A 25,868-nucleotide genomic window follows, 5' to 3' on the forward strand; every position below is an offset into this window, starting at 1 on the left:
TTTTTTTGTTTCCCAACTACCTGCGAGTGCCCACACAGTTTGCTTGATATATTGTTAAAGAGCGTTGACCTTGTTTCAGGTCAGGGATGCGTATTCTACGCATTCCGTTTTGTTCGTCAAGCGTTGAAGCAAACTTTGTTTCGTTCGTTTCGAACCCTTGTGACCGTTGGCGTGTTGCCCCGTGTCAGTGGATGCGCATTATAGGGACCGCCCGATTTTGCGCAAGGGCTTTTTTGACATTTTTATTAAAAAAAGCGACTTCGCACATAAAATGAGCTAAAACCGCTTTTTATTCACGTTTTGTTACATTCTATTATCTGTTACCCACCAGTTTCCGGGCAAAATCCCTGACTTTATCCCAATCGGTAAACTCCAGATCCCGGCCGGTATCGGTGCTGCCGCCGGTTATCTTCATGATCAGCTGGATAATGCGAGTCTGCCACCAGTTGTATTCGCTGTATTTCAGTGCACCGGCGAATACGCCTATGGTTCTCGGCCGCCAGGGCGACCTGGCCAGAAACTTCCTGATGTAGGCATTGTTCCTGGGTTCGGCCTTTTCCGGCTTGCGCGCGGTGAGACAGACACAAAAGAAACTCGCATCGGTAGCGGCCAGCTGTTCGCTGTGGACATCGATGAAGGTGTAGAGATCCCGGTGAAAATGACCATAGCGAACAGAAGCGCCAATCAGCACCTTGTCATACTTGCTGAGGTTTTTTCGGATAGGGCCATGCAGATCCGCCACTTCCACATCGTAACCGCTAAATTCATCCTGCATCGCCTCGATGATTTTTCTCGTCTGACCATTACGAGATGAATAAAGTACCAACAGTTTTTCCATAGACTCCTCTTAGCTACGCCAGAAGGCAGGCGTAAACAGTACCAGCAAGGTAAATATCTCGAGACGGCCAAACAACATGGCCAGGATCATTATCCATTTAGCACCGTCGGTGGTGGTGCCAAAATTGGCGGTAACATCACCCAGGCCCGGCCCGAGGTTGTTCAGTGTCGCCACCACGGCGGTAAAGGCCGTCAGCTCTTCCATGCCGGTCGCCAGCAGTGCCAGCATACAGAGCACGAAGACCAGGGCGTAAGCGGCAAAGAAGCCCCATACCGCTTCCACCACTTTATCAGCTAACGCCTTGTTGCCAAGCTTAATCCGATAGACGGCTCTTGGGTGGACCAGTCGTTTCAGCTCGCGCATCCCCTGCAGATTAAGCAACATGATGCGCACCACCTTGATACCGCCGCCGGTACTGCCGGCACAGCCACCGATAAAGGAAGAAAACATCAGTAGTAACGGCAGAAACAGCGGCCAGTCCGCGAAACCGGTAGTACTGAAACCGGCAGTGGTGGAGATGGAGACCGCCTGAAACAGCGACTGGTCCAGTGCCTGCCAGGGATCCGTATATACCCGATGGGTCAGCAGAGCCGACAGGCAAATCAGGGTCAGTATCAACTGTATCCCGATAAACACCTTTACTTCCGGATCGAGGCGATACACCGACAACCGCAGTCCCCGATTGGCGAAGGCAGCAAAGTGCAGGCTGAAGTTGACCCCGGCAATCAGCAGAAACACCACGATAATCAGGTTGATCACGGGGCTGTTGAAATGCCCCACGCTGGCGTCGTAGGTCGAGAAGCCACCGATGGCCACGGTAGAAAAGGAATGGCAGATGGCATCGAACAGGTTCATACCGGCCAGCCACAGCAGCAAGGCACAGGAAATGGTCAGCACCAGATAGATGTACCACAGGGTTTTGGCGGTCTCGGCAATGCGGGGCGCCACCTTGTTGTCTTTGACCGGACCCGGTATTTCCGCACGAAACAGCTGCATACCGCCGATGCCCAAAATAGGCAGGATGGCCACCGCCAGCACGATGATCCCCATGCCACCCAGCCATTGCAGCATCTGCCGGTAAAACAGAATCGCCTTGGGCAAGGTATCGAGGCCGCTGATCACGGTAGCGCCAGTGGTGGTGAGGCCGGAGAAGGATTCGAAGAAGGCCTCGGCCACCGTCATCTCCGGCGCGGCACTGAGCATGAAGGGAATGGCCCCGACGCTGCCCAGCACCGTCCAGAACAACACCACGATAAGAAAGCCTTCTTTGGCCCTCAGTTCTTTATTGTGGGTGCGATTGGGAAACCATAACGCCAGCCCCAGGATCAGGCAGATAACGAAGGCACTGAAAAAATCGAGGCCGGCGCCATCCCGATAGATGTAGGCCACCAGGGCCGGCGCCAGCATGGTGACGCTGAACAGCGCCACCAGAATGCCCACGATGCGGATAATTGTGCGTATATGCATGGTACTTCCAATACACTGATAATTCAGCCAGCTTCCGGCTCCACCGGTCTGGCCACCACTCGTCCCTGACTACGATCAAGCAGCTGACGACAAAACTCTGCGACGGCGCGTGCTTCAACCGATAACATCCCGGTGACTTCGGCACCGTAATCCACTTGCAGCCATTGTCCCTGATATTCACCGAGCAGGAATTCCAGCAATGCCATATCACCGTAATCGGCCCTGACGTGCAACGAAGCCATGATACGTTGTTCCACGGTATTCAGTTGCGTCAGTGCTGATGCCAGAGTGCCGCCATAGGCCCGCACCAGACCACCGGTGCCCAGCTTGACGCCACCAAAATAGCGGGCGATGACCGCGGTGATCTCGCCGATGCCCGACCCCTGCAACTGGGCCAGCATGGGCTTGCCGGCGGTGCCCGAAGGCTCGCCGTCATCGCTGAAACCCAGCACCCGGGAGTCGGTCGGCATGCCGGCCACAAAGGCCCAGCAATGATGACCCGCCGAAGGCTCCCGGGCGCGTACCGTCCCGATAAAGGCTCTGGCCGACTCCGCGTCCGGAGTATGGGCCAGATAGGCGATAAAGCGGCTTTTTTTTATCTCCTGTTCCCACACCACCGGAGAGGCCGGTACCAGATAGGGAGACATATTCATGGCGCTCACTCCCAGGCAAGGCAAAGCCGCCTAATATAGATTATTCGGCCCCATAGATGGGCCGGCGAAAAATAGCGCGACATTGTTGCCGAATCGGCCGGGGAAGTCATCTCTTGCTCATATTTAGCCAGGCTTCCCGGCCACCGGAAACCGCCTGATAAAATTAAAACGATTGTTTTAATCGAATGTTGAACTCTGCTGTTTTTCTGTTCATAGTGATTTCATCCCTGCCCGGGAACGTCGGCGCAGCCCAGAGGAATCAAGGAGACATGAAGATGATCTACCAAGGTGAAGCCCTCTCTGTACAACTACTGCAAGACGGTATTGCTGAGCTCAGCTTTGACGGCAAAGGCAGCGTCAACAAGCTGGACAGAGCCACGCTGCTGTCGCTGGAGCAGGCCGTTGCCGCGCTGGAGCAGACCCCGGACCTGAAAGGCCTGATGCTGACCAGCCGCAAGGATGCTTTTATTGTCGGTGCCGATATCACCGAATTTCTGGACATGTTCGACCTGCCACCAGCCAGCCTCGATGAATGGCTGTCTCAGGCCAACCGCATCTTCAATCGTATCGAAGACCTGCCCTTCCCGACCGTAAGCGTGGTGCGTGGCTACGCCCTCGGCGGCGGCTGCGAGTGCATTCTGGCTACCGACTTTCGCATCGGCGACGCCAGCGCCCGTATCGGCCTGCCGGAAACCAAACTCGGACTGATGCCCGGCTTTGGCGGCACGGTACGGCTGCCCCGGCTGATCGGCGCCGACAACGCCATGGAGTGGATCACCACGGGTCAGGACCATAAAGCAGACGTCTGCCTGAGCCTGGGGGTACTGGATGCAGTGGTCTATACCGACAAGCTGCACGCTTCGGCGCTACAGCTGCTGCAAGACGCCGCCCTCGGCAGGCAGGACTGGCAGGGAAAGCGAGCCCAGAAAGGCGCGCCCCTGACCCTGGACAAGCTGGAAGCCGCCATGAGCTTCAACACCGCCAGAGACATGGTCGCCGCCAAGGCTGGTCCCCATTACCCGGCCCCAATGATGGCGGTCAAGACCATCGAAGCCGCCGCCGGTTCCAGCCGGAAAGAGGCGCTCCGGATTGAACAGCGCAACTTCATCACCCTGACCCAGACCCCGGTCGCCAGGGCACTGGTGGGTATTTTCCTCAATGACCAGGTGATCAAGGGCAAGGCCAAACAGGCGGCCAGAGCTGCCGAGCCCGCCCGCAAGGCGGCGGTGCTGGGCGCCGGCATCATGGGCGGCGGCATCGCCTATCAGTCGGCGGTGAAAGGCATTCCAGCGGTGATGAAAGACATCAACGACCAGGCACTGACTCTCGGCATGAACGAGGCCGGCAAGCTGCTCAACAAACAGCTTGAGCGGGGCAGGATTGATGGCGCCAGGCTGGCTCAGGTACTGACCAGCATCACCCCGACCCTCAGCTATGACAGCCTGCAGGGCGTCGATATCGTGGTGGAGGCGGTGGTCGAAAACCCGAAGGTGAAAGCACAGGTACTGGCCGAGGTAGAAGCCCAGGTCACCGACGATACGGTGATTGCCTCCAACACCTCGACTATTCCCATCTCGACCCTGGCCAGGAGTCTCAAGCGCCCGGATCGCTTCTGCGGCATGCACTTCTTCAACCCGGTACACCGGATGCCGCTGGTGGAAGTCATTCGCGGCGAGCAGACCAGCGACGACACCATCAACAAGGTGGTGGCCTATGCCGCGGCCATGGGCAAGTCCCCCATCGTGGTCAACGACTGCCCGGGCTTCTTCGTCAACCGGGTGCTGTTCCCCTACTTCTTCGGCTTCAATCAACTGGTGGCCGACGGTGCCGACTTCGTGCGGGTCGACCGGGTGATGGAGAAACAATTCGGCTGGCCCATGGGCCCCGCCTGGCTGCTGGATGTAGTGGGTATCGACACCGGCCACCACGCGGCGGCGGTGATGGCCGACGGTTTCCCCGAGCGCATGGGCAAGACCGGCCGGGATGCCATCGACGTGATGTATGAACGGCAGCGCTTCGGCCAGAAGAACGGCAAGGGCTTCTATGCCCACAGCAAGGACAAGAAAGGCAAGCCGGTAAAAGAGGCGGACCCCGAAAGCTATGAACTACTGGCCACCGTCGCCGGCGCAGGCACCGACTTCGAGCCGGACGACATCATCGCCCGCATGATGATCCCCATGATCAACGAGGTGGTGCTCTGTCTGGAAGAAGGCATTGTCGGCTCCCCCGCCGAGGCGGACATGGCGCTGGTATATGGCATCGGCTTTCCGCCGTTTCACGGTGGTGTGTTCCGCTATCTGGACAACATGGGGCTGGCCGCCTATGTGGCGCTGGCCGATACATTCGCCCATCTGGGGCCCCTTTATCACGTCAGCTCCGGTCTGCGCCAGATGGCCGCCGACAACAAGACGTTTTACTGATTGGCGCGAGGAGACCACAGCATGAACAAGGCATTAAACGAGGTCGTCATTGTCGATTGCATTCGCACTCCCATGGGCCGATCCAGGGGCGGCGCGTTCCGCCATGTCAGGGCCGAAAGTTTGTCCGCCCACCTGATGCGGGGCCTGCTGGCCCGCAATCCGGCGCTGGCCGCCGCCGATATCGAAGATGTGTACTGGGGCTGTGTGCAACAAACTCTGGAGCAGGGCTTTAACATCGCCCGCAACGCCGCCCTGCTGGCCGGCCTGCCCAAGCAGGTGGCCGCCGTGACCGTCAACCGGCTGTGCGGCTCTTCGATGCAGGCACTGCACGATGCCAGCCGCGCCATCATGGTCGGTGACGGCGAGGTGTTTATCGTCGGCGGTGTCGAACACATGGGCCATGTGCCGATGGATCACGGGGTGGACTTTCATCCGGGTCTGGCCCTGAACGTGGCCAGAGCCTCGGGCATGATGGGGCTGACCGCCGAAATGCTGGGCCGGCTGCACCACATCAGCCGCGAACAGCAGGACGCCTTTGCGGTACGCTCCCATCAGCGAGCCCATCAAGCGACCCTCGAAGGCCGCTTCGCCAACGAGATTCTGGCCACCAACGGCCACGGCGCCGACGGCAGCCTGACGCTGTTCGAACACGATGAAGTCATTCGGCCGGATACCTGCCTTGAATCCCTTGCCCAGCTGCGTCCGGTGTTCGATCCGACCAACGGCACCGTCACCGCCGGCAGTTCCTCGGCACTGTCCGACGGTGCCGCCGCCATGCTGGTGATGTCCGCCGACAAGGCCGCCGCACTGGGACTCAAGCCCCGCGCCCGTATCAGGGCCATGGCGGTGGCCGGTTGTGACCCGGCCATCATGGGCTACGGCCCGGTACCGGCGGTACACAAGGCACTGCAACGCGCCGGACTGTCGATAACGGATATCGACCTGTTCGAACTGAATGAAGCCTTCGCCGCCCAGTCGCTGCCGGTATTGAAAGAGCTGGGGCTGCTGGAGGAGATGGACGACAAGGTCAATCTCAACGGCGGTGCCATCGCCCTGGGGCATCCTTTGGGCTGTTCCGGCGCCCGCATTTCGACCACCCTGCTCAACCTGATGGAAAACAGGGACGCCACCTTCGGCGTGACCACCATGTGTATCGGCCTGGGTCAGGGCATCGCGACCGTGTTTGAACGGGTATAAAATCGTTTGTAGATAAGTCAGACAAAGGGCCCACTCCGCCGACTCGCTGTAGATACATCCATGTACGCTCTCCGTTTCATCCCTGAAACGGAAGGTCGGCGGAGCAGTCTCCTTTGTCTTCTTATACCAATCCCAGTAATGATCTGGTCATATTGAGGCCCCAGACCAGAGGCAACACAGCCGCCTCCCACGATACGCCATAAACCCATCCGTGGGGGCTCGGAAATGCCGTCCTTGGCATTTCACGGTCGTGGGAGCCGTTCTCTGTTGCCTCTTCTGGAACTCCGAGTTGTCCGCAGGCAGTGCTAACAGGCGACGCCGGAGTATCAAGGAGGGCAAAGGGATCTGCTCCACCGACCATCACATGACAGGGACGTCATGTGCTGAGCGTCACAAGGAGGTTCTTGATCGGGTCGGTGGAGCGGGTCCTTTGTCCGGGAGGGGTATTACAGCTTACCGTTTAAAGCCCCCTTAACGGTTGACCACAATTTAAACAGCATTAAAATAGTCGGGTTTATTTCAAGGTAGTAACTTCATGACAATCTCTCTTTCCGATGCTCACCACCACCTCGATGCCACCGGCCTGCGCTGCCCAGAGCCGGTGATGATGGTCCGCAAACAGGTGCGCACCATGGTTGCCGGGGAAACTCTGCTGATCACCGCCGACGATCCCTCCACCACCCGGGATATCCCCAGTTTCTGCCAGTTCATGGATCACGCCCTGCTGTCCAGTCAGGTAGAACAGCTGCCGTACCAGTTCCTGATACAGAAAGGCGACTGAATCGCGGGGGCGCCGGTATGAGGCTCCCATCCCCGCCGCTATACTGGCTGTCCGTTCCCCCCTGGTAAGGATACCCATGCTCACTGTCAGCAACGCGCTCGGCCCCCTGTTTCTGTTGATTCTCACCGGCGTAGTACTCAGGCGACTGCGCTTCCCCGATCCGCAGTTCTGGCATGGCGCCGAACGCTTCATCTATTTCCTGCTGTTTCCGGCCATGCTGATCAGCACCCTGGCCACCGCCGACTTCAGCCAGGTGGCCTTTAGCGGCATGATCAGCCTGCTGGCCAGCCTGCTCATACTGCTGGCCGCCGGACTCTGGCTGCTGCGCAACCGGCTCGGGCTGGATCTCCCCTCCTTCAGCTCGGTGTTTCAGGGCTCCCTGCGCTTCAATACCTACGTGGGCCTGGCCGGAGCCGCCGCCCTGTACGGAGAGGCCGGCATTACCGCCGCCGCCGTGGCCATCGCCATCATGGTGCCTCTGATCAATATCCTCTGTGTGCTGATGTTTGTCGGCTGTGGTGGCAGCGGCCAGTCGGGACTATTAGGTGCCATGCGGGCACTGGCCAAAAACCCTTTGCTGCTGGGCTGTGTCATCGGCATCGCACTCAATGTCTCTGGTATCGGGCTGCCTGGCTGGAGTCGGGACACCCTGGCCCTGGCCGGTCAGGCCGCCTTGCCGCTGGGATTGGTCGCCGTGGGGGTGGCGTTGCAGCTCGGGGCGCTGCGCGGCACCGGAACCGCGTTCTGGCTGGCTTGCACCATAAAGTTCGGCCTGCTGCCGTTACTGGCGCTGGCGGCGGGTTGGTTGCTGGGACTGCAAGAGGTCGAGCTGGGCGTGGTGGTACTCTTTACCGCCCTGCCTACCGCCACTTCGTCCTACATCCTGGCACGACAGATGGGCGGCAACGCGCCGCTGATGGCCGCCGTGATCACCGGCCAGACACTGCTGGCGATGGCACTGCTGCCGTTGTGGATGTCACTACTGGGTGCCTTGCAGCCATAAAAAATGCCCGCGACTGGCGGGCATTTGGGCTATCTATGTCCTGCTGTACCTGAATGCTTACTGCATCGGGCTCAGGGTGATCTCTACCCGACGGTTCTGGGCACGGCCTGCTTCGGTATCGTTGCTGGCCACCGGTTGGTTGAAGCCGACACCGCGGATATTGAAGCGGTTGGCTGCAGCACCCTGGCTGATCAGGAACTGACCCACGGCCGCGGCACGACGCTCTGACAGCGCCTGGTTATGGCTGGCAGAACCGGTGTTGTCGGTGTGGCCAACCACGTTGACGTAGGTCTTCTCGTACTCTTTCAGCACCATGGCCACGCCACTCAGGGTGTTATAGAAGCTGGGGGACAGATCGGCGCTGTTTACCGCAAAGGTAATGGAGCTCGGCATGTTCAGGATGATGTTGTCACCATTACGGGTCACGCTGACGCCGGTGCCGCTCATCTGATCACGCAGCTTGGCTTCCTGCACATCCATGTAGTAACCCACGCCACCACCCAGTGCCGCGCCACTGGCGGCACCGATCAGAATACCTTTCTTTCGATCGCTGGAGCTGGCAGAGGCGCCGCCGATCACGGCTCCGGCCAGGGCACCCAGGCCACCACCGATGGCGGCCTTGGACGTTTGCCGTTCACCGGTATAGGGATTGGTGGTACAGGCAGAGAGGGCGAGGGTCGCGGCAACAGCCAGACAGATTTTTTTCATAATAAATGGTTCCATATGTAGCAAGCACAAGTATCCCACAATATAGCCCCGCCCGGACCTTTCTACAAAGCCTCGTTTCGCCGGTGGTGTCAGCTGTTGACGTGGTCCGGATGCCGGGGGCAACTCAGCAGGTGATCGTTGACCATGCCGGTGGCCTGCATGAAGGCATAACAGATGGTTCCACCGACAAAAGAAAAACCGCGTTTTTTCAGTGCCCGGGCCATGGCCTCCGACTCGCTCGTGCTGGTCGGCACCTCGTTCAGGGTCGGCCAGCGGTTGATCACCGGCTCACCGCCGACGAAGTCCCACAACCAGTGGCTGAACTCGATGCCCTGCTCCTGCATCAGCAGATAGGCTCGGGCATTGGTGATAACCGACCGAATCTTGAGCCGGTTGCGTACTATGCCCCGGTCCAGCATCAGCCGCTCGACATCAGACTCATCGAAGGTGGCGACGAGCTGCGGGTTGAAGTCGGCAAAAGCCGCCCGGTATGCCGGTATCTTGCAGAGGATGGTAAACCAGCTCAGTCCCGCCTGCTGGCCATCCAGGCACAGTTTCTCGAACAGGGCCCGGCTGTCGTACTCGGGCACGCCCCACTCCAGATCGTGATAAGCCTGATATCTCGGGTCGTCATTGACCCAGCCACAGCGTGCCAGCATGGTGTCTCCTTTATAGTGGATGCCCCGTAATACCAACGGGACACACCCTAAGCCTATATTCGCATCGGGTCAGAAGGTATACTCGTCTGCCTAGTTTCACACTGCGAATGCACCTATATCAAGGCGCGAACATCATGCAAAAATTCGATATCAATACCTTTCAGGGTCTGATCCTGACATTGCAGGATTATTGGGCCCAACAAGGCTGCACCATAGTACAGCCGCTGGATATGGAAGTGGGTGCAGGCACCTCCCACCCCATGACCTGCCTGCGGGCCATAGGGCCGGAGCCGATGGCCACCGCCTACGTGCAGCCTTCCCGCCGCCCCACCGATGGCCGCTATGGCGAAAACCCCAACCGTCTGCAGCATTACTATCAGTTCCAGGTGATGATCAAACCGTCTCCGGACAATTTGCAGGAGCTGTACCTCGGCTCGCTTCATGCGCTGGGCCTGGATCCGCTGGTGCATGATATCCGCTTTGTGGAAGACAACTGGGAAAACCCGACCCTGGGTGCCTGGGGCCTGGGCTGGGAAGTCTGGCTCAACGGCATGGAAGTGACCCAGTTCACTTACTTCCAGCAGGTAGGCGGCCTTGAGTGCAAGCCAGTGACCGGCGAAATCACCTACGGCCTGGAGCGCCTGGCCATGTACATTCAGGGTGTGGACTCGGTCTACGATCTGGTGTGGTGCGACGGCCCCCTGGGCAAAACCACCTACGGTGACATCTTCCACCAGAACGAGGTGGAACAGTCCACCTACAATTTCGAGCATGCGGACGTGGACTTCCTGTTCGGCTTCTTCGAGCAATGCGAGAAAGAATGTCAGTACCTGCTGTCTCTGGAATCGCCGCTGCCCCTGCCCGCCTACGAGCGAATCTTGAAAGCGGGCCACGCCTTCAACCTGCTGGATGCCCGCAAGGCAATTTCGGTGACCGAACGCCAGCGTTACATCTTGCGCATCCGCACCCTGACCAAGGCAGTCGCCGAAGCTTACTACGCCTCCCGCGAGGCTCTGGGCTTCCCCATGTGTAAAAAAGAAGGATAAGGGACCAGCATGGCTGAACAGAATTTCCTGGTTGAACTCGGTACCGAAGAGCTGCCGCCGAAGGCGTTGCGCAGCCTGGGCCAGGCCTTTGCCGACAACCTCAAACAAGAACTGACCAACGCCGATCTGCCCTTTGCAGAGGTGCGCTGGTATGCGGCTCCCCGCCGTCTGGCGGTGTATGTCACCGCGCTGGCCACCAGCCAGCCCGACAAGCAGCTGGAAAAACGCGGCCCGGCGGTACAGGCCGCCTTCGACGCCGATGGCAACCCCACCAAGGCCGCCATGGGCTGGGCCCGGGGCAACGGCATCGAGGTCAGCCAGGCCTCACGCCTGAAAACCGACAAGGGCGAATGGCTGGTTCACCTCGCCGACATCAAGGGCCAGGCCGCCACCGAGCTACTGCCCGCCATGGTCGAGCAGGCCCTGAGCCTGCTGCCGATCCCCAAGGCCATGCGCTGGGGCGACAAGAGCATCCAGTTTATCCGCCCGGTGCATACCCTGACCCTGCTGCTGGGCGACCAGCTGCTGCCGGCCTCCATCCTCGGTGTCGACTCGGCCCGCACCCTGCGCGGTCACCGCTTCATGGGTGAGCCCGAACTGGAACTCGCTCATGCCGACGACTACCTGCAGGCGCTGGAACAGACCGGCAAGGTGCTGGCCGACTTCGAACGTCGCAAGGACATCATCAAGACCGGTGTCGAGCAGGCCGCCGCCGCCGTGGGGGGTATCGCCGACCTCGACGACGATCTGCTGGAAGAAGTCACCTCGCTGGTGGAATGGCCGGTGGTGCTGACCGCCGCCTTCGAGGAAAAGTTTCTCAAGGTACCGGCCGAAGCGCTGGTGTACACCATGAAGGGCGATCAGAAGTATTTCCCGGTCTACGACGCCGACGGCAAGCTACTGCCGAAGTTCATCTTCGTCACCAACATCGAGTCCAAGGACCCGAGCCAGATCATCGGTGGTAACGAAAAAGTGGTGCGTCCGCGCCTGGCCGATGCGGAGTTCTTCTTCGATACCGACCGCAAAAGCACCCTGGCCTCCCGGCTGGAACAGCTGGACAGCGTGCTGTTCCAGAAACAGCTGGGCACGGTGCGGGAAAAATCCGAGCGCATCGGCGCCCTGTCCGGCTTTATCGCCGCCGCCATCGGTGCCGACAAGGCCCAGGCGGAGCGGGCCGGCCTGCTGTCCAAGTGCGATCTGGTCACCAACATGGTGTTCGAGTTCACCGACACCCAGGGCGTAATGGGCATGCACTATGCCCGCCACGACGGCGAAGACGAAGCCGTGGCCCTGGCGCTGAAAGAGCAGTATCAGCCCCGCTTTGCCGGTGACGATCTGCCCAGCCAGGACATCTCCGCCGCCGTGGCCCTGGCCGACAAGCTGGACACCCTGGTCGGTATCTTCGGCATCGGTCAGACCCCCAAGGGCGACAAGGACCCCTTCGCCCTGCGCCGCGCCGCACTGGGTGTGCTGCGCATCATCGTCGAGAAAGACTACGACCTGGATCTGCCGATTCTGATCGAGCAGGCCCGGGCGCTGTACGGCGACAAGCTGAGCAATGCCAATGCCGCCGACGAAATCCTGGACTTCATGCTGGGCCGGTTCCGCGCCTGGTATCAAGACCTGGGTTACGGTGTGGATGTCATTCAGGCGGTGCTGGCTCGTCGCCCGACCCGTCCGGCCGACTTCGATGCCCGGGTGAAGGCCGTCAGCCAGTTCCGTGAGCTGGACGCCGCCGCCGCCCTGGCCGCCGCCAACAAGCGGGTGGGTAATATCCTGGCCAAGTTCGAAGGCGAAATCCCGGCCGAGGTCAATCCGGCCCTGCTGCAGGACGAGGCCGAGAAACTGCTGGCCAGCCAGCTGGCCGAGCTGACCGAACGCCTGACGCCGCTGTTTGCCGCCGCCGATTACGACCGCGCCCTGAGCGAGCTGGCCGCCCTGCGCGAAGGCGTGGACAGCTTCTTCGATCAGGTGATGGTGATGGCAGAAGACGAAGCCCTGCGGCTCAACCGTCTGGCACTGCTCAACCAGCTACGCAACCTGTTCCTGCAGATCGCCGATATCTCGCTACTGCAGTAACCGCCCTCGCTTTTTGAGCCTCAGAGCCCCGCCGATGCGGGGCTTTTTATTTTCCTGTCTTACCAAACCCCCCGGTATTTGTGTTACTAATTAATAGTATCGCAATGCAACAAGGAGAGTGCCGATGATCAAGGTCATTATCGAACGTCATATCGCCGAGGGACTGGAAAAAGCCTATCAGGAAAAAATTCGCGCCCTGATGCTGCAAATCACCGACCGACCCGGATTTCTGAAGGGCGATGCCTACCGGGACGTTCATCATCCCAATCATTTCTATGTGATTTCCAACTGGGAAAACATCGAATGCTGGGAGCGCTGGCAAAGCTCCCCCGGCCGTCAGCAACTGCTTGGCGAGCTGGCCCCCTTCATGGAAAGCGATGAAAAATGCACCGTACTGGCGCTCAAGGTCAGCTACGAAGCCCAGCCGGCCAAATACGCCCGACCGACCCAGACCTATTCCTATTAACCTTCCGTTTGCCCCGCGACCATCGCCTTTATGCTCCGCTTCTGCATGCAACATAAAGGCGATGCCGCCACCGAGCCGGCGCCCCGGTCGACACCAGAGACGATATCGGATAACGTTGCCTTTTCGGCAACCGCTTTCTCTTTGGTAGTTATCTCATGGAATTTTCAGCATTTGGTCAGAAGTTTACCCGTCACGCCGGCATTACCCAGTTGATGGACGATCTCAACCAGGGCCTGACCACGCCCAACACCATCATGCTGGGCGGCGGCAACCCGGCTGCCATTCCGGAAGTGCTCGCCTATCTGGATCAGCAGTCGCAGCAACTGGTGAAAAACGGGGATCTGCTGAAAGCCATGGCCAACTACGACGGCCCCCAGGGCAAGGATGCCTATATTCGCGCCCTGGCCAAGCTGCTGTCCCAGGAGCTGGGCTGGCCGGTCGGCCCCGAACATATCGCCCTGACCAACGGCAGCCAGACCGCCTTCTTCTATCTGTTCAATCTGCTGGCCGGCGACTTTGCCGACGGCCGCAAGAAAAAGGTACTTTTTCCGCTGGCACCGGAATACATCGGCTACGGTGATGGCGCCCTGAGCGAAGATCACTTCGTCGCCTGCAAGCCCACCATCACCCGGCTGGACAATGGCCTGTTCAAGTATCACGTCGACTTCGATCAGCTGGAAGTGAGTGACGATATCGGCCTGATCTGTGTATCTCGTCCCACCAACCCCACCGGCAACGTGCTGACCGACGAAGAGATCATGCGCCTGGACGACATCGCCCGGGAGAAAGGCATTCCACTGCTGATCGACAACGCCTACGGCATGCCCTTTCCCAACATCATCTTCACCGATGCCAAGCCGTTCTGGAACGACAACACCATTCTCTGCATGAGCCTGTCCAAGCTGGGGCTGCCGGGCGTGCGTTGCGGCATAGTGGTGGCACCGCCGGCCATTATCCAGGCCATGACCAATATCAGCGGCATCATCAACCTGGCCCCCGGCAGCATGGGTCCGGCCCTGACCCTGCCGATGATGGAAAACGGTGACGTGATCACACTCAGCAACGAGGTGATCCGTCCCTTCTACCAGGCCAAGGCACAACAGGCCGTGGCCTGGCTGCAGCAGGCCATACCCCTGCCCCAGTTTCATATTCACAAGCCCGAGGCGCACTGTTCCTGTGGCTGTGGTTCGAAAATCTGCCCGTTCACTGCCAGGAACTGTACGAGCGCCTAAAACAAAAAGGTCTGCTGGTGGTGCCGGGTCATTACTTCTTCCCGGGGATCGAAGACGGCAACTGGCAGCACAGCAGGGAGTGTATCCGCCTCAACTACGCCCAGTCGGAAGCCGATGTGCAGGCCGGCATCCGGATACTGGCCGAAGAAGTGCTGGCGCTCTACCAGGCACCCGTCGTCGAATAAACAACAGCACCGAAGAGACAACACCCAATAAACAGGAACGCCGGCAATTGCCGGCGTTCTTTCGATTGGCTGGTTTAACCGCCGTTATCCGGCCGAGCCGATGGCGATGGTTCTGGGCTTGGCGGCTTCCGGTACCTCTCGCACCAAATCGATATGCAGCAAGCCGTTTTCCATGTCGGCGCCGGTCACCTTGACGTGATCGGCCAGCTGGAAGCGGCGCTCGAAACCACGTTCGGCGATACCCTGATACAGGTAATTCCTCTGCGATTCGTCCTGCTCTTTATTGCCTTTCACCATCAGGGTGTTTTCATGACTGGTGATTTCCAGATCCTGGCGGGAAAAGCCGGCCACCGCCATGGAAATGCGGTACTGGTTCTCGCTGAGCAGTTCGATGTTGTACGGCGGATAGCCGTTGTTGCTGCTGCCGCTGGCGGCGTTTTCCATCAGGGACGCCAGCCGATCGAAGCCGATGGCCGAGCGATACAGGGGAGTGAGATCGAAACGTGACATAGCCATATCCTCTTGTGAGCGATGTTAGGGTGCCCTCCATCATGGACGGGCGATGCGGGACCTCAATCGAGCGACCCGCCTTGTTCATAAAAGATATAGGGATGGCATCTTCGGCTTTCAAGCACCGACGTGAAGATTTTTTGGCCGGCGGTTATCGCCATCACAGGCAGCGGTCACGGTACCTGGTGATGGCGAACGGTCATATCTGGCCGGCGGTCAGGCAAGCCACCGAGTCGTGACTCACTTGAACTCGGCATAGGGGATCAGCGGCTGCGGCGGCAGATCCAGGTCGCCCTGCCAGCCGCTCAGCGAATAACGCAGATAGAGCAGGCCATGACTGGGGGTGTAGTCCTTGGCCTGCTGGATATCGATACCGGCCCCCAGGGTCCAGTGTGCATTCAGCCGCCGCTCCACCAGGCGCGCAGGGTATAGCCGAATCCACTGCTGCTGCCGCCTTCCTCGATGGCATCGGCGTCGGGCAAACCCGCCGGTATCAATCCCGCCAGGGGATAACGCCGCTGGTCTTCGGTGACCGCACGGGACCAGGACACGGAACCACCCAGCTCCCATGACCAGTTGTCGGTGCGTTGACGATAGTTGACCGGCACCGCCAGCGACAGATATTGCTGCGGGCTGTAGTAGCCTCCCTGTCCCAGTGAGTAACCGCTGAGATCTTTCTGGTATTGCCACCACATGCTGTTCAGGCCGACGCTGACCCGACGGTGCGACTGGTTGACCAGCTTGTAGTAATAACCGCCCATCAGCCGGGTACGCCGGTTATCCGCCACGTTCTCCCCGGTCAGCAGGCTGGCACTGATATCCCCCCACAGGCCATGGGCGCCGCCCTGATCATAACTGCCACTCAGGCTGACACCGGTGGCGCGCACCCCGCCCCAGCTGATACCGGTATTGGGATCCCGGGTGCCGCCGAAGGACAACAGCGAACTGGCCAGAGGCCGCCGGGAGGCGGTCAGGGTCCAGCCGATGTCCTGCCAGTCGCCACTGTAGCCGAGGCCGCCGACCCAGTCCACCACCTCGAAGCCGAGCGGCGTGGTACCGATATCTCCCTGCCAGCGTTCGTCCCGCCAGCCCATACCCAGACTGACTCCCGTCGCAGACTGATGATAATCGTCATTGCAGCCCACTTCCCGACAGGTGCCAAACGTTTCCTCGTAGACGCCACCATCGAAGCTGCCTGCATCCAGTTGCACCATATCGGCACGGAAGAAAGCCCGGCCATCCCGCAGCGGGGTGTCCAGCTCCAGCATGCCGGTGTGGGCGGTCAGATCCGAATAACCGCCGGTGCCGCTGGAACGCTGATAGTCATGTTCGAAGGTGACGGTGGTATCCAGCTGACGATACAGATCCGCCGCATCGGCACGAATGCTGCGGGTCAGCCAGTCATCATCGGCGTTAACCCGGGTCAACCGGGTGAAATCGTCATTCTCCGTCGGCGGCTGTTCCGCCAGCTCGCCGGCCGCCATCGCCAGACGGTAATCGCCCATCGCCTGTTGTGGCTGTCCGTTCTGCCAGGCCAGTCTGGCCGCATCACGCAGCAACAACGCGCTCTCCTGCGACGGCGCCTGTTGCTGTGCCTGAAATTTAACCTTCTGGAACAACTGCTCGGCCCGCGGCCATTCTCCCACCGCCGCCCAGGCGTTGGCCATCCGCCGTGTGCGGTTAAGGGACGGCGGCTGTGGCTCGCTCGCGGCATCCAGCCCGAGCAACTGTCGACGCGCCTGCACCGGTTCGCCAATGGCAATCAAGGCTTCAACCTCTCCCAGAAGGGCTTCGTCATTATCCGGCTCCCTGGCCAGCACCGCTCGATAACCGGCCAACGCCCGTTCAGGGTCATCGTCTTCCAGCGCCCAGTCGGCCAGGGTCAGCTCGCTGCGGGTGCCATTCGGCTGCGCCCGCAGCATGGCCGTTGCGCCGGCCTGATCCCCTTGCTCACGCCGGCGGCGCGCCTCGGCCAGCATTTGATCCTGTTCGAGCCGCCGGGCCAGTTCGCCCATGTCGGCGCTCCAGCGAGCCGGTGGCAGCGTGTCCAGGTGGGCCAGGGCCGCCGCCTCCCGTTCGCTGGACGAAAGATAGAGGGCATAGGCATACAGTTGCTCCGGATCATCGGGCCGTCGCGACACCAGCTCGGCAAAGGCTGATCGGCCCGCTCCGGCTGGCCCGCCTGTCGCCAGTCTTCCGCCAGCCGGTAGGTCAGCCAGACATCATCCGGGGTCAGCTGCCGGGCCCGGGACAGCATCTCGGCCGCCGCCTGCCATTGCCGGTCTTGCTCGAGCCGCTCCGCCTGCTGTTGCAGCAGCTCGCTGCGCAGCCGGGGTTCACCGTCGCCCAATGCCTGTCGCTGACGACGCGGCAACTGCTCCAGATAATCCAAGGCCTGGGCCGGTGATTGCTGACGGTAGAGCGCCAGCATCCCCCGCAGGGCGCCACCATTAACCGGATCCCGCCGCAGCGCCTGACGAAAATAGTGCTCGGCCTGTTCCGCCTGCCCCCGGGCCAGCGCCACGTCGCCCAGCCCCAGCCAGGCATAACCATCGCTGCCATCCAGCGCCTTTGCCCGCCGGTAATAGCCCTGAGCCCGATCCGGCTGCCGGGCCTGCAGCGCCTGGTCCCCCTGCTGGATCAACAGCCAGTAGCGATGATTCTGCAGCAGGCTTTGCCATTTGCTCCGCTCACTGCTGTCCGCATCGGCCTGCTGCAATGCCTGTTCGAACAGTGCAATCGCCTCGCTGCGCTTGCCCAGACGCCCGTAAGCCTGAGCCAGGGCGCCCAGCAGGCCGGCATCACGCGGATAGGCCACCAAGGCCTGCTTCAGCAGGGGAATGGCCGCTGCGTCCCGCCCCTGCTCCACCAGCGCCAGCCCCCGGGCTCGCGCCCGAAATGCCGGATCGGCCAGCAAGGCCTGTTGCTGACGCAGCAGTTCCTCCGCCTGTACCCGTTCGTTCCCCGTCGATACCGCCACCAACCGTTGCAACTGGGCCAGGCTCTGTTCGCTCACCGGCATCCGTCTGACTTGTGCCAGCCAGAGTTCGACCGCCCGAGCCCGGGTGGCCGGGTCGGCCGCCATCTGCTGCAACAGGGCAAAGCCCTGCTGGGGTCGGCCGGCATCGAACAACAGGTCAATCAGCACGCCGCGCAGAGTGCCGTTGCCGGGATAACGACGATCCAGTATCTGCAACTGGGTGATCGCCTGTGAACGCTGATCGGGCAACCGGGCCACCAGCCGCCAGTACTCCACCGCCAGATCCAGACTGGGAAAGGCCTCACCAAACAAGTCCTGATAGGCTTGCCGGGCGGCGGCGAGACGCCCGGCCGCGGCCAGCAGCCGGGCCTGCTGCAATTGTTGCCGCCCCTCTTCCGTCACCAGCCGCATGGCACTTTTCGCCTGACGATACTCAAGCGATGCCGGCGCCAGCCTGGCCAGCCGCTCCAGCTGCCGGCGGGCCAGCGGAACATCGTCCTGACGCAACGCCAATCGCAATCGCGCCGCCATGACCTGAGGATGACCGGGCACGATCAACTCCAGGCGGTGCAAGGATTCCTCGACCAGATTATCCCGGTAACTGGCCTCGCCCAGCCGGATCTGGTCCAGCAGCCAGGGCTCGGGTACCACCGCCGCCTGGGCCGCCGGCAACTGGTCCACCGGCAACAGAGCCAGGGCCAGTGGCAATCCCAGTGTACTTAACGAGAGTTTGAACATGAATTGTCCCAATCGGGTACTAGCTCACCCGCCTGATTGAAAGCATAGCGTCGTTGATCCCAGCCCTGTCCGAACAGGGTCAGCACCGCATCGTAGTAGGCATGCTCACCGACGGGCTGCGCGGCCAGCCGCCTGCGCTGCACCTCGGCGGCGGGGGTATCCTGCAGCAGGGGCAACAGAGCGGCGGAAAAGCCGACCGGGCCGGCACCCGACGCCTCGCCGCTCAAAGCATCGACCCGCTCCGGCGGTACGCCCATCGTCACCGTCAGGGCGGCCATCGGTTGCAGGTGTGCCGTCAGTCGTGCCCGCTCCGGGTCGTCCTCGGCCAGCATGCCGGCCCACAGGTAACTGCGTATCGCATCATAGCTGCCGGTACTGCCTGTCCTGGAGTCCGGCAACCAGCCAGAGTCCGGCTGCCATACCACCCAGTCGGGCACCAGCCCGAGCGGAGCCGTGTCCAGCAACAGCCGGAGATTGTTACTCCGCATCGCCTGCCAAGGGCCGTCGAAGCCGGCGACACGCGCCAGCAACTGGGGCGGCAGATAGCTGGGATTCAGGGTCCAGCGCTCTGCCCCGACAAAACCCTGCTTACCGGGCAACAGCATCAGCCCCAATCCGGGGATGTCCGCCACTTCTTCCCGGGCGATGCGCTGCAGCAACAGCGTACCCAGCACCCGATAACGGCGGTTCTGCCACAGCCGACCGGCTTCCAGCAGGTCATAGGCCAGCCACAGATCCGAATCGGCGGCAGAATTGGGATCCAGTACCCCCCATTGCCGTTGTCGGTCCTGTCCCCATAACCAGGCCGGCAGCCGTGCCGTCAGATCTCCGGCCGCCAGGTTATCCTGGGTCCACTCCAGCAGCCGCGCGAAGGTGTCCCGGTCATCCGCTACCAGCGCGAAAAACAGGCCATAGCTCTGCCCTTCGGAGGTGGTGACATCTCGCCCTCCGGCGGGATCGATCACCCGCCCCTGCTCGCTGATATAGGCTTGTTTGAACCGCTGCCAGGCCGGCCATTCGCAGGCAGACGAGGCGCCGCCCGACCACAGCAACAACAGACTCAGCATCCATGCCGACAGGTGTTTCATGGCTTAGTCCCGTTCATCAGGCGACAACCGGCGGCGACTCAGGGTTCGCAATACCCGCCACAGCACCAGTACCATCAGCAGCACACTCAGGGCCGTCAACCCGGCCAGCACCAGCGGGTGCGGGGACAGCGCAAACCAGACTCGTTCCCACCAGGCAGATAGCCCACATGGTAGGCTTTGCCGACTCGCAAACTATCTATCCCCGATTCCCGGATCACCGCCACAGAACCGGACAGGGCGGCTCGCCGATCGCTGTGGTTGATGGCCTCATTCAACAACTGAAAACCCCGGGGACTGTCGGCCAGCAACGCCACCACACTGCGTTGTTCATGGAAGGGGGACTGAAAGCCGATCACCGCCGCCATGGGACCCTCCGAGTCGATTCGCGCTTCACTTTCCGGCCGGTCATCCTCGCTGTCCGGTACCAGATCGGGCCGTGATACCTGACGGGCCGGCATCTTTACCCGGCTTTGGGTCGCGTCGAGCAGCAGATGAATGTTGTCGTTATCACGCAGCTCCGCCGGGACCGCCCCGATCAGCAGCAGGTCCAGATCCCGATCCTTCTCCTGCTGCCAGTCGTCGCCGAGCCGCACACCCAATGCCGGATAACCGGTATGAGCGCCAATAGTACCCAGAGCATTGAGCAGAGCCCCGAGCTGCGCCGGAGCCGGGTTTCTGTCGACCAGCACCAAGGTCTGGGACAGATCGGCCAGCCGGCTGAACGGGAAACCGGCATTGGCAAAGGCGGCCAAATCCGGCATGGCCATGAAATGGCGGTAACCGGAGAAGTCGATGGTGGAATCACCGTCGATCACCACCCGGTTGGGGATAGGCTGATAGGTTTCGCAGCGATCGGGAGTGCCGCCGGTGACGGCATTGACATAATCGAAGTTGAACCGCAGCTGATTGCGGGTACCCAGCTTGAGCGCCGGTATGGTGAGCTGATTATCACCGGACTCATCCTGCAACAGCAGCAGCTGCAACAGCTTTTCGCCACTTTGCTGCTCCGGCTTGAGTGCATAGGCACGCAACAGCTGATCGTTGAGGCTGACCACCAGCCGTGATCCATCATCCGTCTTCGGCGAGGTATAACGATATTTCAGCTGCATGGCGATGCCCAGATCGCGCGCCATGAACAGGTCCGGCGGCAGGTTCAGGGTCAGGGCCATCGGCTGCGGCTCTATACCCGCAGACTGCAGCTGTCCGGGATAGCGTTGCAGCTCGCTGAAGGAAACCGGCCGGTCGGTACGCACCCAATTGGGGGCATCATAGGGCTGGCGCGGCGCCAGTGGCCTGACACCGGCGACGGCGACACTCTGGCCGCGAAACAGGATACTGCCCTGGGCGATACCCGTTACCGCCGTCACCAGATCCTGGTCGTCACGGCCGAGCACCAGCAACAGCTTGACGTAGGGATCTTCCGGATGACTGATCATCTCGACGATAGGGCCATCAACGGCGGGATAGTCCCGCAAAAAGTCCGGCCGCTGGTCATTGGTGGCGAAGACGATGCCATGCCGCTCGGGCAGTTGGTTGAACAGCACCGGAAACTGCTGGCCGCGCCACTGGGCCCGGGCACCGAACCAGGACGCCAGCACCGCCGCCGCCTTCTGCTGGGCCAGTGCCGGCGAGGCGGCAAACACCATCGGCAGGATCAGGGGCCGGTTGTCACGACTATCGAAAAACGGCTCGGGAAAATGGGACAGATCGTTTTTCAGCGGCAGCGCCTGATAACGCAGCGACAAGGCACTGTCACTGCCCACATCCAGCCACAGACTGCTGTGGACCGGGTTTTCACAGATGCGTTGATAATGCCCGGTGAAGCCCAGTTTTACCCGGTTGAAGTCGCCAATATAGCGCGGATCCAGCGGCACCTGCACCCGGCTCTTGTTACCCAGCTGTTCACGCTCAATCGGCACCACGCCCATCATTTCATCGTTGAGGTACACCCTCAGGTGAGACTCGCCAGGTATCAATGACGGTGAGGGAATGAACGCCAGATCAAGCGTGGCGCGAGACACCACTTCATCACTGCGCACCCCGAATTCGACCTGACCATCAGGCTGGTGCCGCGCAGGGCCAGGCTGCCCGATGACGGGATCAGCTGTCCGAAGCCGAGCTCGACATCCCGGGTCGGAACCTCTTCCAGCCCGGTGAGCACTGTCTCGGCCGGGTTTTCTGCCGCCAGGGTCGGGACAACGATGCTGCCCATCAGCAGGATGAACAAGACGATTCTTTTTATCATTATTCCCTCATCAAGATTGAACCAATGCTCGCTCCGAGCCCGGTAACAGCGTGTCGGTGCGTGGCGTACGCGGGATAAATGACCCCAGCCATGCCAGCAGCCGGCTCATGCCGACAAACAGCCGCGCCAGCGGCGACGGCAAATAATCGAGCAGACTCTGAAAGCCGCTCCAGCCCAGTGCCAGCACATCCGTCAGGCTGGCCATCGGCTTGTCACGGGCAAACTCTTCCTGCCAGCGCGCCCAGGTATCGGCCCGGGCAAAGGTGCACTGGATAAACGCAATATGCTGCTCCCGGCTCAGCGCGCCCAGCTGCAGTCCGGTTCCGGTACCGAACCGGCGCCTCACCGTGGCCGGAAAGGCACATTCCCGCTGTCCCTGCCGGAGCAACAGGGTAATCGGCTCCCCTTCTCGCAAGATGTCGTCCTGCCGCAGCTCGATACCCACACCGCCATCCGAGTAATCGCGCACCGTACAGGGAAACAGATGGCCGTCCCGCCGCTTGACGGCGGCGGGCAGCGCAATATCCACCCGGTGAGACTGGCGCACCTGTCTGGCCTCCACCGCCACCGCGATGGCTCCGCCCAGGATCAGCATGTTGAACAGCACCCAGCCCAGACTCAGGATCACCGTCGGGATCTCGGCCCCATCCCCGTACGCCAGCCGCCAGCCACCGGCAATCAGCCCGCAGAAGTTAAGCAGCACCAGGATCAGATAAGGCCGGCTGATTTCCCAGTCTACATGGGATTGCTCGACCAGCCCGCCCTTGGCGGTCACATTGAAGGTGCCTTTGTGGGGGTTGAACAGCGCCACTGTGGTGGGACGGGCGATATACCAGGCCAGTACGCTTTCGTAGACCTCGCTCCAGAACGAGTAGCGGTATTTCCCCTGGATCCTGGAATTGGTCAGGTTGGCATGGATCATGTGGGGCAGCATGTAGAGCGCAATGGCCAGTGCCGGGGCATAGATGATGTAGGCATGCAGCAGCAGAAAGGCCAGCGGCGCGGTCAGGAAAATCAGCCGGGGAATACCCGACAGAAAGTGCAGCATGGCATTGGCATAACAGAGTCGCTGGGTCAGCTTCAGCCCCTTGCCCAGCAACGGATTATCGAGCCGGAAGATCTGCACCATGCCCCTCGCCCAGCGGATGCGCTGACCGATATGGGCGGACAGGCTTTCGGTGGCCAGGCCGGCGGCCTGGGGAATGCGGATATAGGCCGAGGTATACCCCAGACGATGCAGGCGCAGCGAGGTATGGGCATCTTCGGTCACGGTTTCCACCGCGATACCGCCCACCTCGTCCAGGGCGCTGCGGCGGATGACCGCACAGGAACCACAGAAGAAGGTGGCATCCCACATGTCATTGCCATCCTGCAGCAGACCATAAAACAGCGAGCCCTCGTTCGGGGTATGGCCGAAACGGCCCAGGTTGCGTTCGAACGGATCCGGAGAGAAAAAATGGTGCGGTGTCTGCAGCATGGCCAGCTTTTTATCCTTGAAAAACCAGCCCATGGTCAGCTGCAGGAAGGTACGGGTCGGCACATGATCGCAGTCGAAGATGGCCACAAACTCGCCGCGAGCCTGCTTCAGTGCATGGTTCAGGTTGCCGGCCTTGGCATGCTCGTGGGTCGGGCGGGCGATGTAGTTCACCCCCGCCTCCTCGGCGAATGCCCGGAACGAGGGGCGATCACCGTCATCGAGCAGATAGATGTTGAGCTTGTCTCTCGGCCAGTCGATGCCCAGCGCCGCATAGATGGTCGGTTTGACCACACTCAACGGCTCGTTGTAGGTGGGCACCATGATATCGATGACCGGCCATTCCGCCGGCGGCACCGTCAGCGGTGTCGGCTGACGGTGCAGGGGCCACAGTGACTGGAAATAGCCCAGCACCAGCACCAGCCAGGCATAGGTTTCCGCCGCCAGCAACAGCAGCCCGAAGAACAGGCTGAGCGGGTCGTCCCAGTTCAGGGTCGAGCTATAGCGCCACCACAGATAGCGACAGGACACCAGCAGCGACAGCATGATCATCAACAGACTGGCAAAGCGTCCGGGCATCCGGCGCACCGCCATGGCCAGCACCCACAGCACCATCACAAACACCAGCTGGGTCTGCAGATCGAAGGGCTGTGAGATACACAGCAGGGCCAGCAGCACCGAACCCAGCAGCATCAGCATCCGGCCGGCCCGGCGAAGCCGGCGGGATCGGCGGGAGGAAGATGGCGAAATGACATCCTGCGTCTGTTCTTCCGCCACCTTCGGCTCTGCCGCCGCGCTGGCCGGACGCGATGCAGACGGTCGGAGCCACGCAAAAAAGCGGACCAACCGCTCCATATCGGCTTTCTTTTCCCGGGGGGATGAGTCAGCAGCAACCAGCCGCTCTGCAGCAGGTAACGCAGGCCGTCGCCCAGCCGGGGACGCTCCGGCGAAAGATGGGGAAACCAGTGCCGTGCCTGGGCACGCAATGCCTGCCAGCCCGGCGATTCCAGCCGAAACAGCAACCAGGCCAGGATCAGCCCGGCACAACACAGCCCGGCGGCTGGCACCGAACTGCCCTGGCGGCGATAACCCCGATAACGCGCCCCCACTGCCCCCATCCCCTGAGCGAACAGTGGCCCCATCAGCCAGTTCATCGGCGCGTCCCGGTCACATGGGCCAGGCACCAGCCGGCCAGAACATTGAGTTCATCCGCCGCCAGGCTGATTGCACTGTATTCTCCCACCGGTTGCTTGACGGCCAGCGCCTCGGCCATCGCTTCATCCCGGTGCACCGACACCGGCAGCAAGGCATCCAGATGTTGTCGCCAGTATTGCTGCAGATCCAGCTGCAGACGACTTTCGGCAGAAAGCTGGTTCAGCAGCAGCCGGGCCCCCGGCGGAAACGATTGCTGGTACAGACGGATATGACTGTTGGCATCTGCCGTCAACACACAGAACACCGCATCGGCCGCCGCCAGCCACTCTTCGGTGCCGGCAGACCCGGCGGACGGCAGATCCAGCAGCAGCCAGCTATAATCGCCGCTGTCACATAACTGGCGCAGATATGTCGCCCAGCGCCCGGGGGCTTGCTGGTGCATCGTCAGCCAGCGAGGATACTCGCCCGCCGGCAACTGTCCGAAGGGCAGAAAATCCAGCCCGTCATCATAGCGCAGCGCCTCCTGGTGCCAGGGCCGTTCATCCAGTTCCGCCCGGGCCCAGCCCGCCGTCAATGAAAGGGGCGTATTGAAGTGCAGGCGCAGCTGGTTGTCCGGCGAAAAGTCGATCACCAGCACCCGTTCGCCCAGCTGGTGCAGAGCCCAGCTCAGGCCTGCCGTGATCGAGGTGGTACCCACCCCGCCGCGGATCCCCTGCAGGGCGATTACCGGCATGTGTCCTCACCGTCCGGCGCCAGCGACAGCTCATCCAGCAAGGGCCAGCGCTCCGCAATGGCGGCCAGCTGTTGCTGCTGTCCGATATTCAGGTAGCCCAGTTCCGGCAGCGAAACCAGCCGGCTCAAGGCGCCGAGATCATCCCGGGTGCTTTCTGCCCAGCGCAGGCCATCATATTCATTGTCTTTATGCGTCATGCTGTCACTCGAAA

The 25,868-nt window shown here is 61.2% G+C and carries 22 protein-coding genes and 2 pseudogenes; 8 read left to right on the forward strand and 16 right to left on the reverse strand.

Annotated elements, in window-relative coordinates; genetic code table 11:
* Nucleotides 1-313: 313 nt before the first annotated feature.
* From hemG to BFR47_RS06000, 3 genes are read right to left on the reverse strand one after another with little or no spacing between them, the layout of a single operon-like run.
* Nucleotides 314-838 carry a menaquinone-dependent protoporphyrinogen IX dehydrogenase gene (gene hemG, locus BFR47_RS05990; protein WP_071472231.1) on the reverse strand — a complete coding sequence of 175 codons (525 nt, stop codon included), beginning with the start codon at nt 836-838 and terminating at the stop codon, nt 314-316.
* 9 nt (nt 839-847) lie between these two features.
* A complete protein-coding gene (locus BFR47_RS05995; protein ID WP_071472232.1) occupies nt 848-2,305 on the reverse strand; it encodes a TrkH family potassium uptake protein in 1,458 nt (485 codons plus the stop codon).
* A 23-nt stretch (nt 2,306-2,328) separates the two neighbouring features.
* On the reverse strand, nt 2,329-2,958 hold the full coding sequence (locus BFR47_RS06000) for a YigZ family protein (RefSeq protein ID WP_071472233.1): 630 nt from the start codon (nt 2,956-2,958) through the stop codon (nt 2,329-2,331).
* 275 nt (nt 2,959-3,233) lie between these two features.
* Here BFR47_RS06000 and fadB point away from each other — a divergent pair, with 275 nt between their 5' ends.
* The 4 genes from fadB (at nt 3,234) to BFR47_RS06020 (ending at nt 8,359) form a co-directional block, all read left to right on the forward strand.
* Nucleotides 3,234-5,378: a fatty acid oxidation complex subunit alpha FadB gene (fadB, locus tag BFR47_RS06005; RefSeq protein ID WP_071472234.1), complete on the forward strand. Its 2,145-nt coding sequence runs from the start codon at nt 3,234-3,236 to the stop codon at nt 5,376-5,378.
* Nucleotides 5,379-5,399: 21 nt separating this feature from the next.
* Complete coding sequence (fadA, locus tag BFR47_RS06010) at nt 5,400-6,575, forward strand: acetyl-CoA C-acyltransferase FadA (protein WP_071472235.1); 1,176 nt, start codon at nt 5,400-5,402, stop codon at nt 6,573-6,575.
* Between the two features lie 535 nt (nt 6,576-7,110).
* Nucleotides 7,111-7,356 carry a sulfurtransferase TusA gene (tusA, locus tag BFR47_RS06015; RefSeq protein ID WP_071472236.1) on the forward strand — a complete coding sequence of 82 codons (246 nt, stop codon included), beginning with the start codon at nt 7,111-7,113 and terminating at the stop codon, nt 7,354-7,356.
* Between the two features lie 76 nt (nt 7,357-7,432).
* Nucleotides 7,433-8,359 (forward strand): AEC family transporter, encoded by a 927-nt coding sequence (locus BFR47_RS06020; protein ID WP_071472237.1) that lies wholly within the window; start codon nt 7,433-7,435, stop codon nt 8,357-8,359.
* A gap of 57 nt (nt 8,360-8,416) precedes the next feature.
* Here the strand turns inward: BFR47_RS06020 and BFR47_RS06025 are convergent, their stop codons facing one another.
* Nucleotides 8,417-9,067: an OmpA family lipoprotein gene (locus tag BFR47_RS06025; protein ID WP_071472238.1), complete on the reverse strand. Its 651-nt coding sequence runs from the start codon at nt 9,065-9,067 to the stop codon at nt 8,417-8,419.
* Between the two features lie 89 nt (nt 9,068-9,156).
* Nucleotides 9,157-9,726 carry a DNA-3-methyladenine glycosylase I gene (locus BFR47_RS06030; protein WP_071472239.1) on the reverse strand — a complete coding sequence of 190 codons (570 nt, stop codon included), beginning with the start codon at nt 9,724-9,726 and terminating at the stop codon, nt 9,157-9,159.
* 134 nt (nt 9,727-9,860) lie between these two features.
* On the opposite strand from BFR47_RS06030, the gene glyQ reads away from it, so the two are divergent.
* The 4 genes and pseudogenes from glyQ to BFR47_RS06050 all read left to right on the forward strand — a co-directional run bounded on the left by glyQ (nt 9,861) and on the right by BFR47_RS06050 (nt 14,734).
* The gene (gene glyQ, locus BFR47_RS06035; protein WP_071472240.1) at nt 9,861-10,772 is read left to right on the forward strand and encodes a glycine--tRNA ligase subunit alpha; all 912 of its coding nucleotides are present in this window, start codon (nt 9,861-9,863) and stop codon (nt 10,770-10,772) included.
* Between the two features lie 9 nt (nt 10,773-10,781).
* Nucleotides 10,782-12,851 carry a glycine--tRNA ligase subunit beta gene (gene glyS / locus BFR47_RS06040; RefSeq protein WP_071472241.1) on the forward strand — a complete coding sequence of 690 codons (2,070 nt, stop codon included), beginning with the start codon at nt 10,782-10,784 and terminating at the stop codon, nt 12,849-12,851.
* A gap of 124 nt (nt 12,852-12,975) precedes the next feature.
* Nucleotides 12,976-13,317, forward strand: coding sequence for an antibiotic biosynthesis monooxygenase family protein (locus BFR47_RS06045; RefSeq protein WP_071472242.1), 342 nt, complete (start codon nt 12,976-12,978; stop codon nt 13,315-13,317).
* Nucleotides 13,318-13,472: 155 nt separating this feature from the next.
* A pseudogene (locus BFR47_RS06050) lies at nt 13,473-14,734 on the forward strand (valine--pyruvate transaminase).
* An 84-nt stretch (nt 14,735-14,818) separates the two neighbouring features.
* On the opposite strand, the gene BFR47_RS06055 reads toward BFR47_RS06050, so the two are convergent.
* The 11 genes and pseudogenes from BFR47_RS06055 to bcsR all read right to left on the reverse strand — a co-directional run bounded on the left by BFR47_RS06055 (nt 14,819) and on the right by bcsR (nt 25,854).
* Entirely contained in the window at nt 14,819-15,244 is a 426-nt protein-coding gene (locus tag BFR47_RS06055; protein ID WP_071472243.1) for an Hsp20 family protein, read from the reverse strand.
* Between the two features lie 240 nt (nt 15,245-15,484).
* Nucleotides 15,485-15,658: a cellulose synthase subunit BcsC-related outer membrane protein gene (locus BFR47_RS19085; RefSeq protein WP_217645469.1), complete on the reverse strand. Its 174-nt coding sequence runs from the start codon at nt 15,656-15,658 to the stop codon at nt 15,485-15,487.
* Nucleotides 15,643-17,385 carry a cellulose synthase complex outer membrane protein BcsC gene (gene bcsC, locus BFR47_RS18580; RefSeq protein ID WP_281245951.1) on the reverse strand — a complete coding sequence of 581 codons (1,743 nt, stop codon included), beginning with the start codon at nt 17,383-17,385 and terminating at the stop codon, nt 15,643-15,645. The genes BFR47_RS19085 and bcsC overlap by 16 nt, the downstream gene beginning before the upstream one ends.
* A 233-nt stretch (nt 17,386-17,618) precedes the next feature.
* A pseudogene (locus BFR47_RS19295) lies at nt 17,619-18,962 on the reverse strand (tetratricopeptide repeat protein); the annotation flags it as partial.
* Nucleotides 18,944-20,050, reverse strand: coding sequence for a cellulose synthase complex periplasmic endoglucanase BcsZ (bcsZ, locus tag BFR47_RS06065; RefSeq protein WP_071472244.1), 1,107 nt, complete (start codon nt 20,048-20,050; stop codon nt 18,944-18,946). The pseudogene BFR47_RS19295 and the gene bcsZ, both read right to left, overlap by 19 nt.
* Before the next feature lie 95 nt (nt 20,051-20,145).
* Nucleotides 20,146-22,089: a cellulose biosynthesis cyclic di-GMP-binding regulatory protein BcsB gene (bcsB, locus tag BFR47_RS06070; protein WP_217645471.1), complete on the reverse strand. Its 1,944-nt coding sequence runs from the start codon at nt 22,087-22,089 to the stop codon at nt 20,146-20,148.
* The gene (locus tag BFR47_RS18120; RefSeq protein WP_217645472.1) at nt 22,023-22,295 is read right to left on the reverse strand and encodes a hypothetical protein; all 273 of its coding nucleotides are present in this window, start codon (nt 22,293-22,295) and stop codon (nt 22,023-22,025) included. Before BFR47_RS18120 ends, bcsB begins: the two co-directional genes overlap by 67 nt.
* 10 nt (nt 22,296-22,305) lie before the next feature.
* Complete coding sequence (bcsA, locus tag BFR47_RS06075) at nt 22,306-24,546, reverse strand: UDP-forming cellulose synthase catalytic subunit (protein ID WP_071472279.1); 2,241 nt, start codon at nt 24,544-24,546, stop codon at nt 22,306-22,308.
* Nucleotides 24,462-24,923, reverse strand: coding sequence for a hypothetical protein (locus tag BFR47_RS18590; RefSeq protein WP_245748818.1), 462 nt, complete (start codon nt 24,921-24,923; stop codon nt 24,462-24,464). The genes bcsA and BFR47_RS18590 overlap by 85 nt, the downstream gene beginning before the upstream one ends.
* Nucleotides 24,920-25,657 (reverse strand): cellulose biosynthesis protein BcsQ, encoded by a 738-nt coding sequence (gene bcsQ / locus BFR47_RS06080; protein WP_071472245.1) that lies wholly within the window; start codon nt 25,655-25,657, stop codon nt 24,920-24,922. Before bcsQ ends, BFR47_RS18590 begins: the two co-directional genes overlap by 4 nt.
* Nucleotides 25,648-25,854: a cellulose biosynthesis protein BcsR gene (gene bcsR, locus BFR47_RS06085; RefSeq protein WP_071472246.1), complete on the reverse strand. Its 207-nt coding sequence runs from the start codon at nt 25,852-25,854 to the stop codon at nt 25,648-25,650. The genes bcsQ and bcsR overlap by 10 nt, the downstream gene beginning before the upstream one ends.
* Nucleotides 25,855-25,868 lie beyond the last annotated feature (14 nt).

The sequence above is a fragment of the Oceanisphaera psychrotolerans genome (assembly GCF_001870485.1).
GTDB classification, from domain to species: Bacteria; Pseudomonadota; Gammaproteobacteria; order Enterobacterales; family Aeromonadaceae; genus Oceanimonas; species Oceanimonas psychrotolerans.

Coding starts and splice junctions, on each gene's coding strand:
- BFR47_RS18590 (WP_245748818.1), bottom strand. CDS start 24,923: ATGAACTGGCTGATGGGGCCACTGTTCGCTCAGGGGATGGGGGCAGTG.
- BFR47_RS06025 (WP_071472238.1), bottom strand. CDS start 9,067: ATGAAAAAAATCTGTCTGGCTGTTGCCGCGACCCTCGCCCTCTCTGCC.
- glyS (WP_071472241.1), top strand. CDS start 10,782: ATGGCTGAACAGAATTTCCTGGTTGAACTCGGTACCGAAGAGCTGCCG.
- fadB (WP_071472234.1), top strand. CDS start 3,234: ATGATCTACCAAGGTGAAGCCCTCTCTGTACAACTACTGCAAGACGGT.
- BFR47_RS06000 (WP_071472233.1), bottom strand. CDS start 2,958: ATGAATATGTCTCCCTATCTGGTACCGGCCTCTCCGGTGGTGTGGGAA.
- bcsR (WP_071472246.1), bottom strand. CDS start 25,854: ATGACGCATAAAGACAATGAATATGATGGCCTGCGCTGGGCAGAAAGC.
- BFR47_RS06020 (WP_071472237.1), top strand. CDS start 7,433: ATGCTCACTGTCAGCAACGCGCTCGGCCCCCTGTTTCTGTTGATTCTC.
- tusA (WP_071472236.1), top strand. CDS start 7,111: ATGACAATCTCTCTTTCCGATGCTCACCACCACCTCGATGCCACCGGC.
- BFR47_RS06045 (WP_071472242.1), top strand. CDS start 12,976: ATGATCAAGGTCATTATCGAACGTCATATCGCCGAGGGACTGGAAAAA.
- BFR47_RS18120 (WP_217645472.1), bottom strand. CDS start 22,295: ATGATAAAAAGAATCGTCTTGTTCATCCTGCTGATGGGCAGCATCGTT.
- BFR47_RS06030 (WP_071472239.1), bottom strand. CDS start 9,726: ATGCTGGCACGCTGTGGCTGGGTCAATGACGACCCGAGATATCAGGCT.
- hemG (WP_071472231.1), bottom strand. CDS start 838: ATGGAAAAACTGTTGGTACTTTATTCATCTCGTAATGGTCAGACGAGA.
- BFR47_RS05995 (WP_071472232.1), bottom strand. CDS start 2,305: ATGCATATACGCACAATTATCCGCATCGTGGGCATTCTGGTGGCGCTG.
- BFR47_RS06055 (WP_071472243.1), bottom strand. CDS start 15,244: ATGTCACGTTTCGATCTCACTCCCCTGTATCGCTCGGCCATCGGCTTC.
- bcsQ (WP_071472245.1), bottom strand. CDS start 25,657: ATGCCGGTAATCGCCCTGCAGGGGATCCGCGGCGGGGTGGGTACCACC.
- bcsZ (WP_071472244.1), bottom strand. CDS start 20,050: ATGAAACACCTGTCGGCATGGATGCTGAGTCTGTTGTTGCTGTGGTCG.
- fadA (WP_071472235.1), top strand. CDS start 5,400: ATGAACAAGGCATTAAACGAGGTCGTCATTGTCGATTGCATTCGCACT.
- glyQ (WP_071472240.1), top strand. CDS start 9,861: ATGCAAAAATTCGATATCAATACCTTTCAGGGTCTGATCCTGACATTG.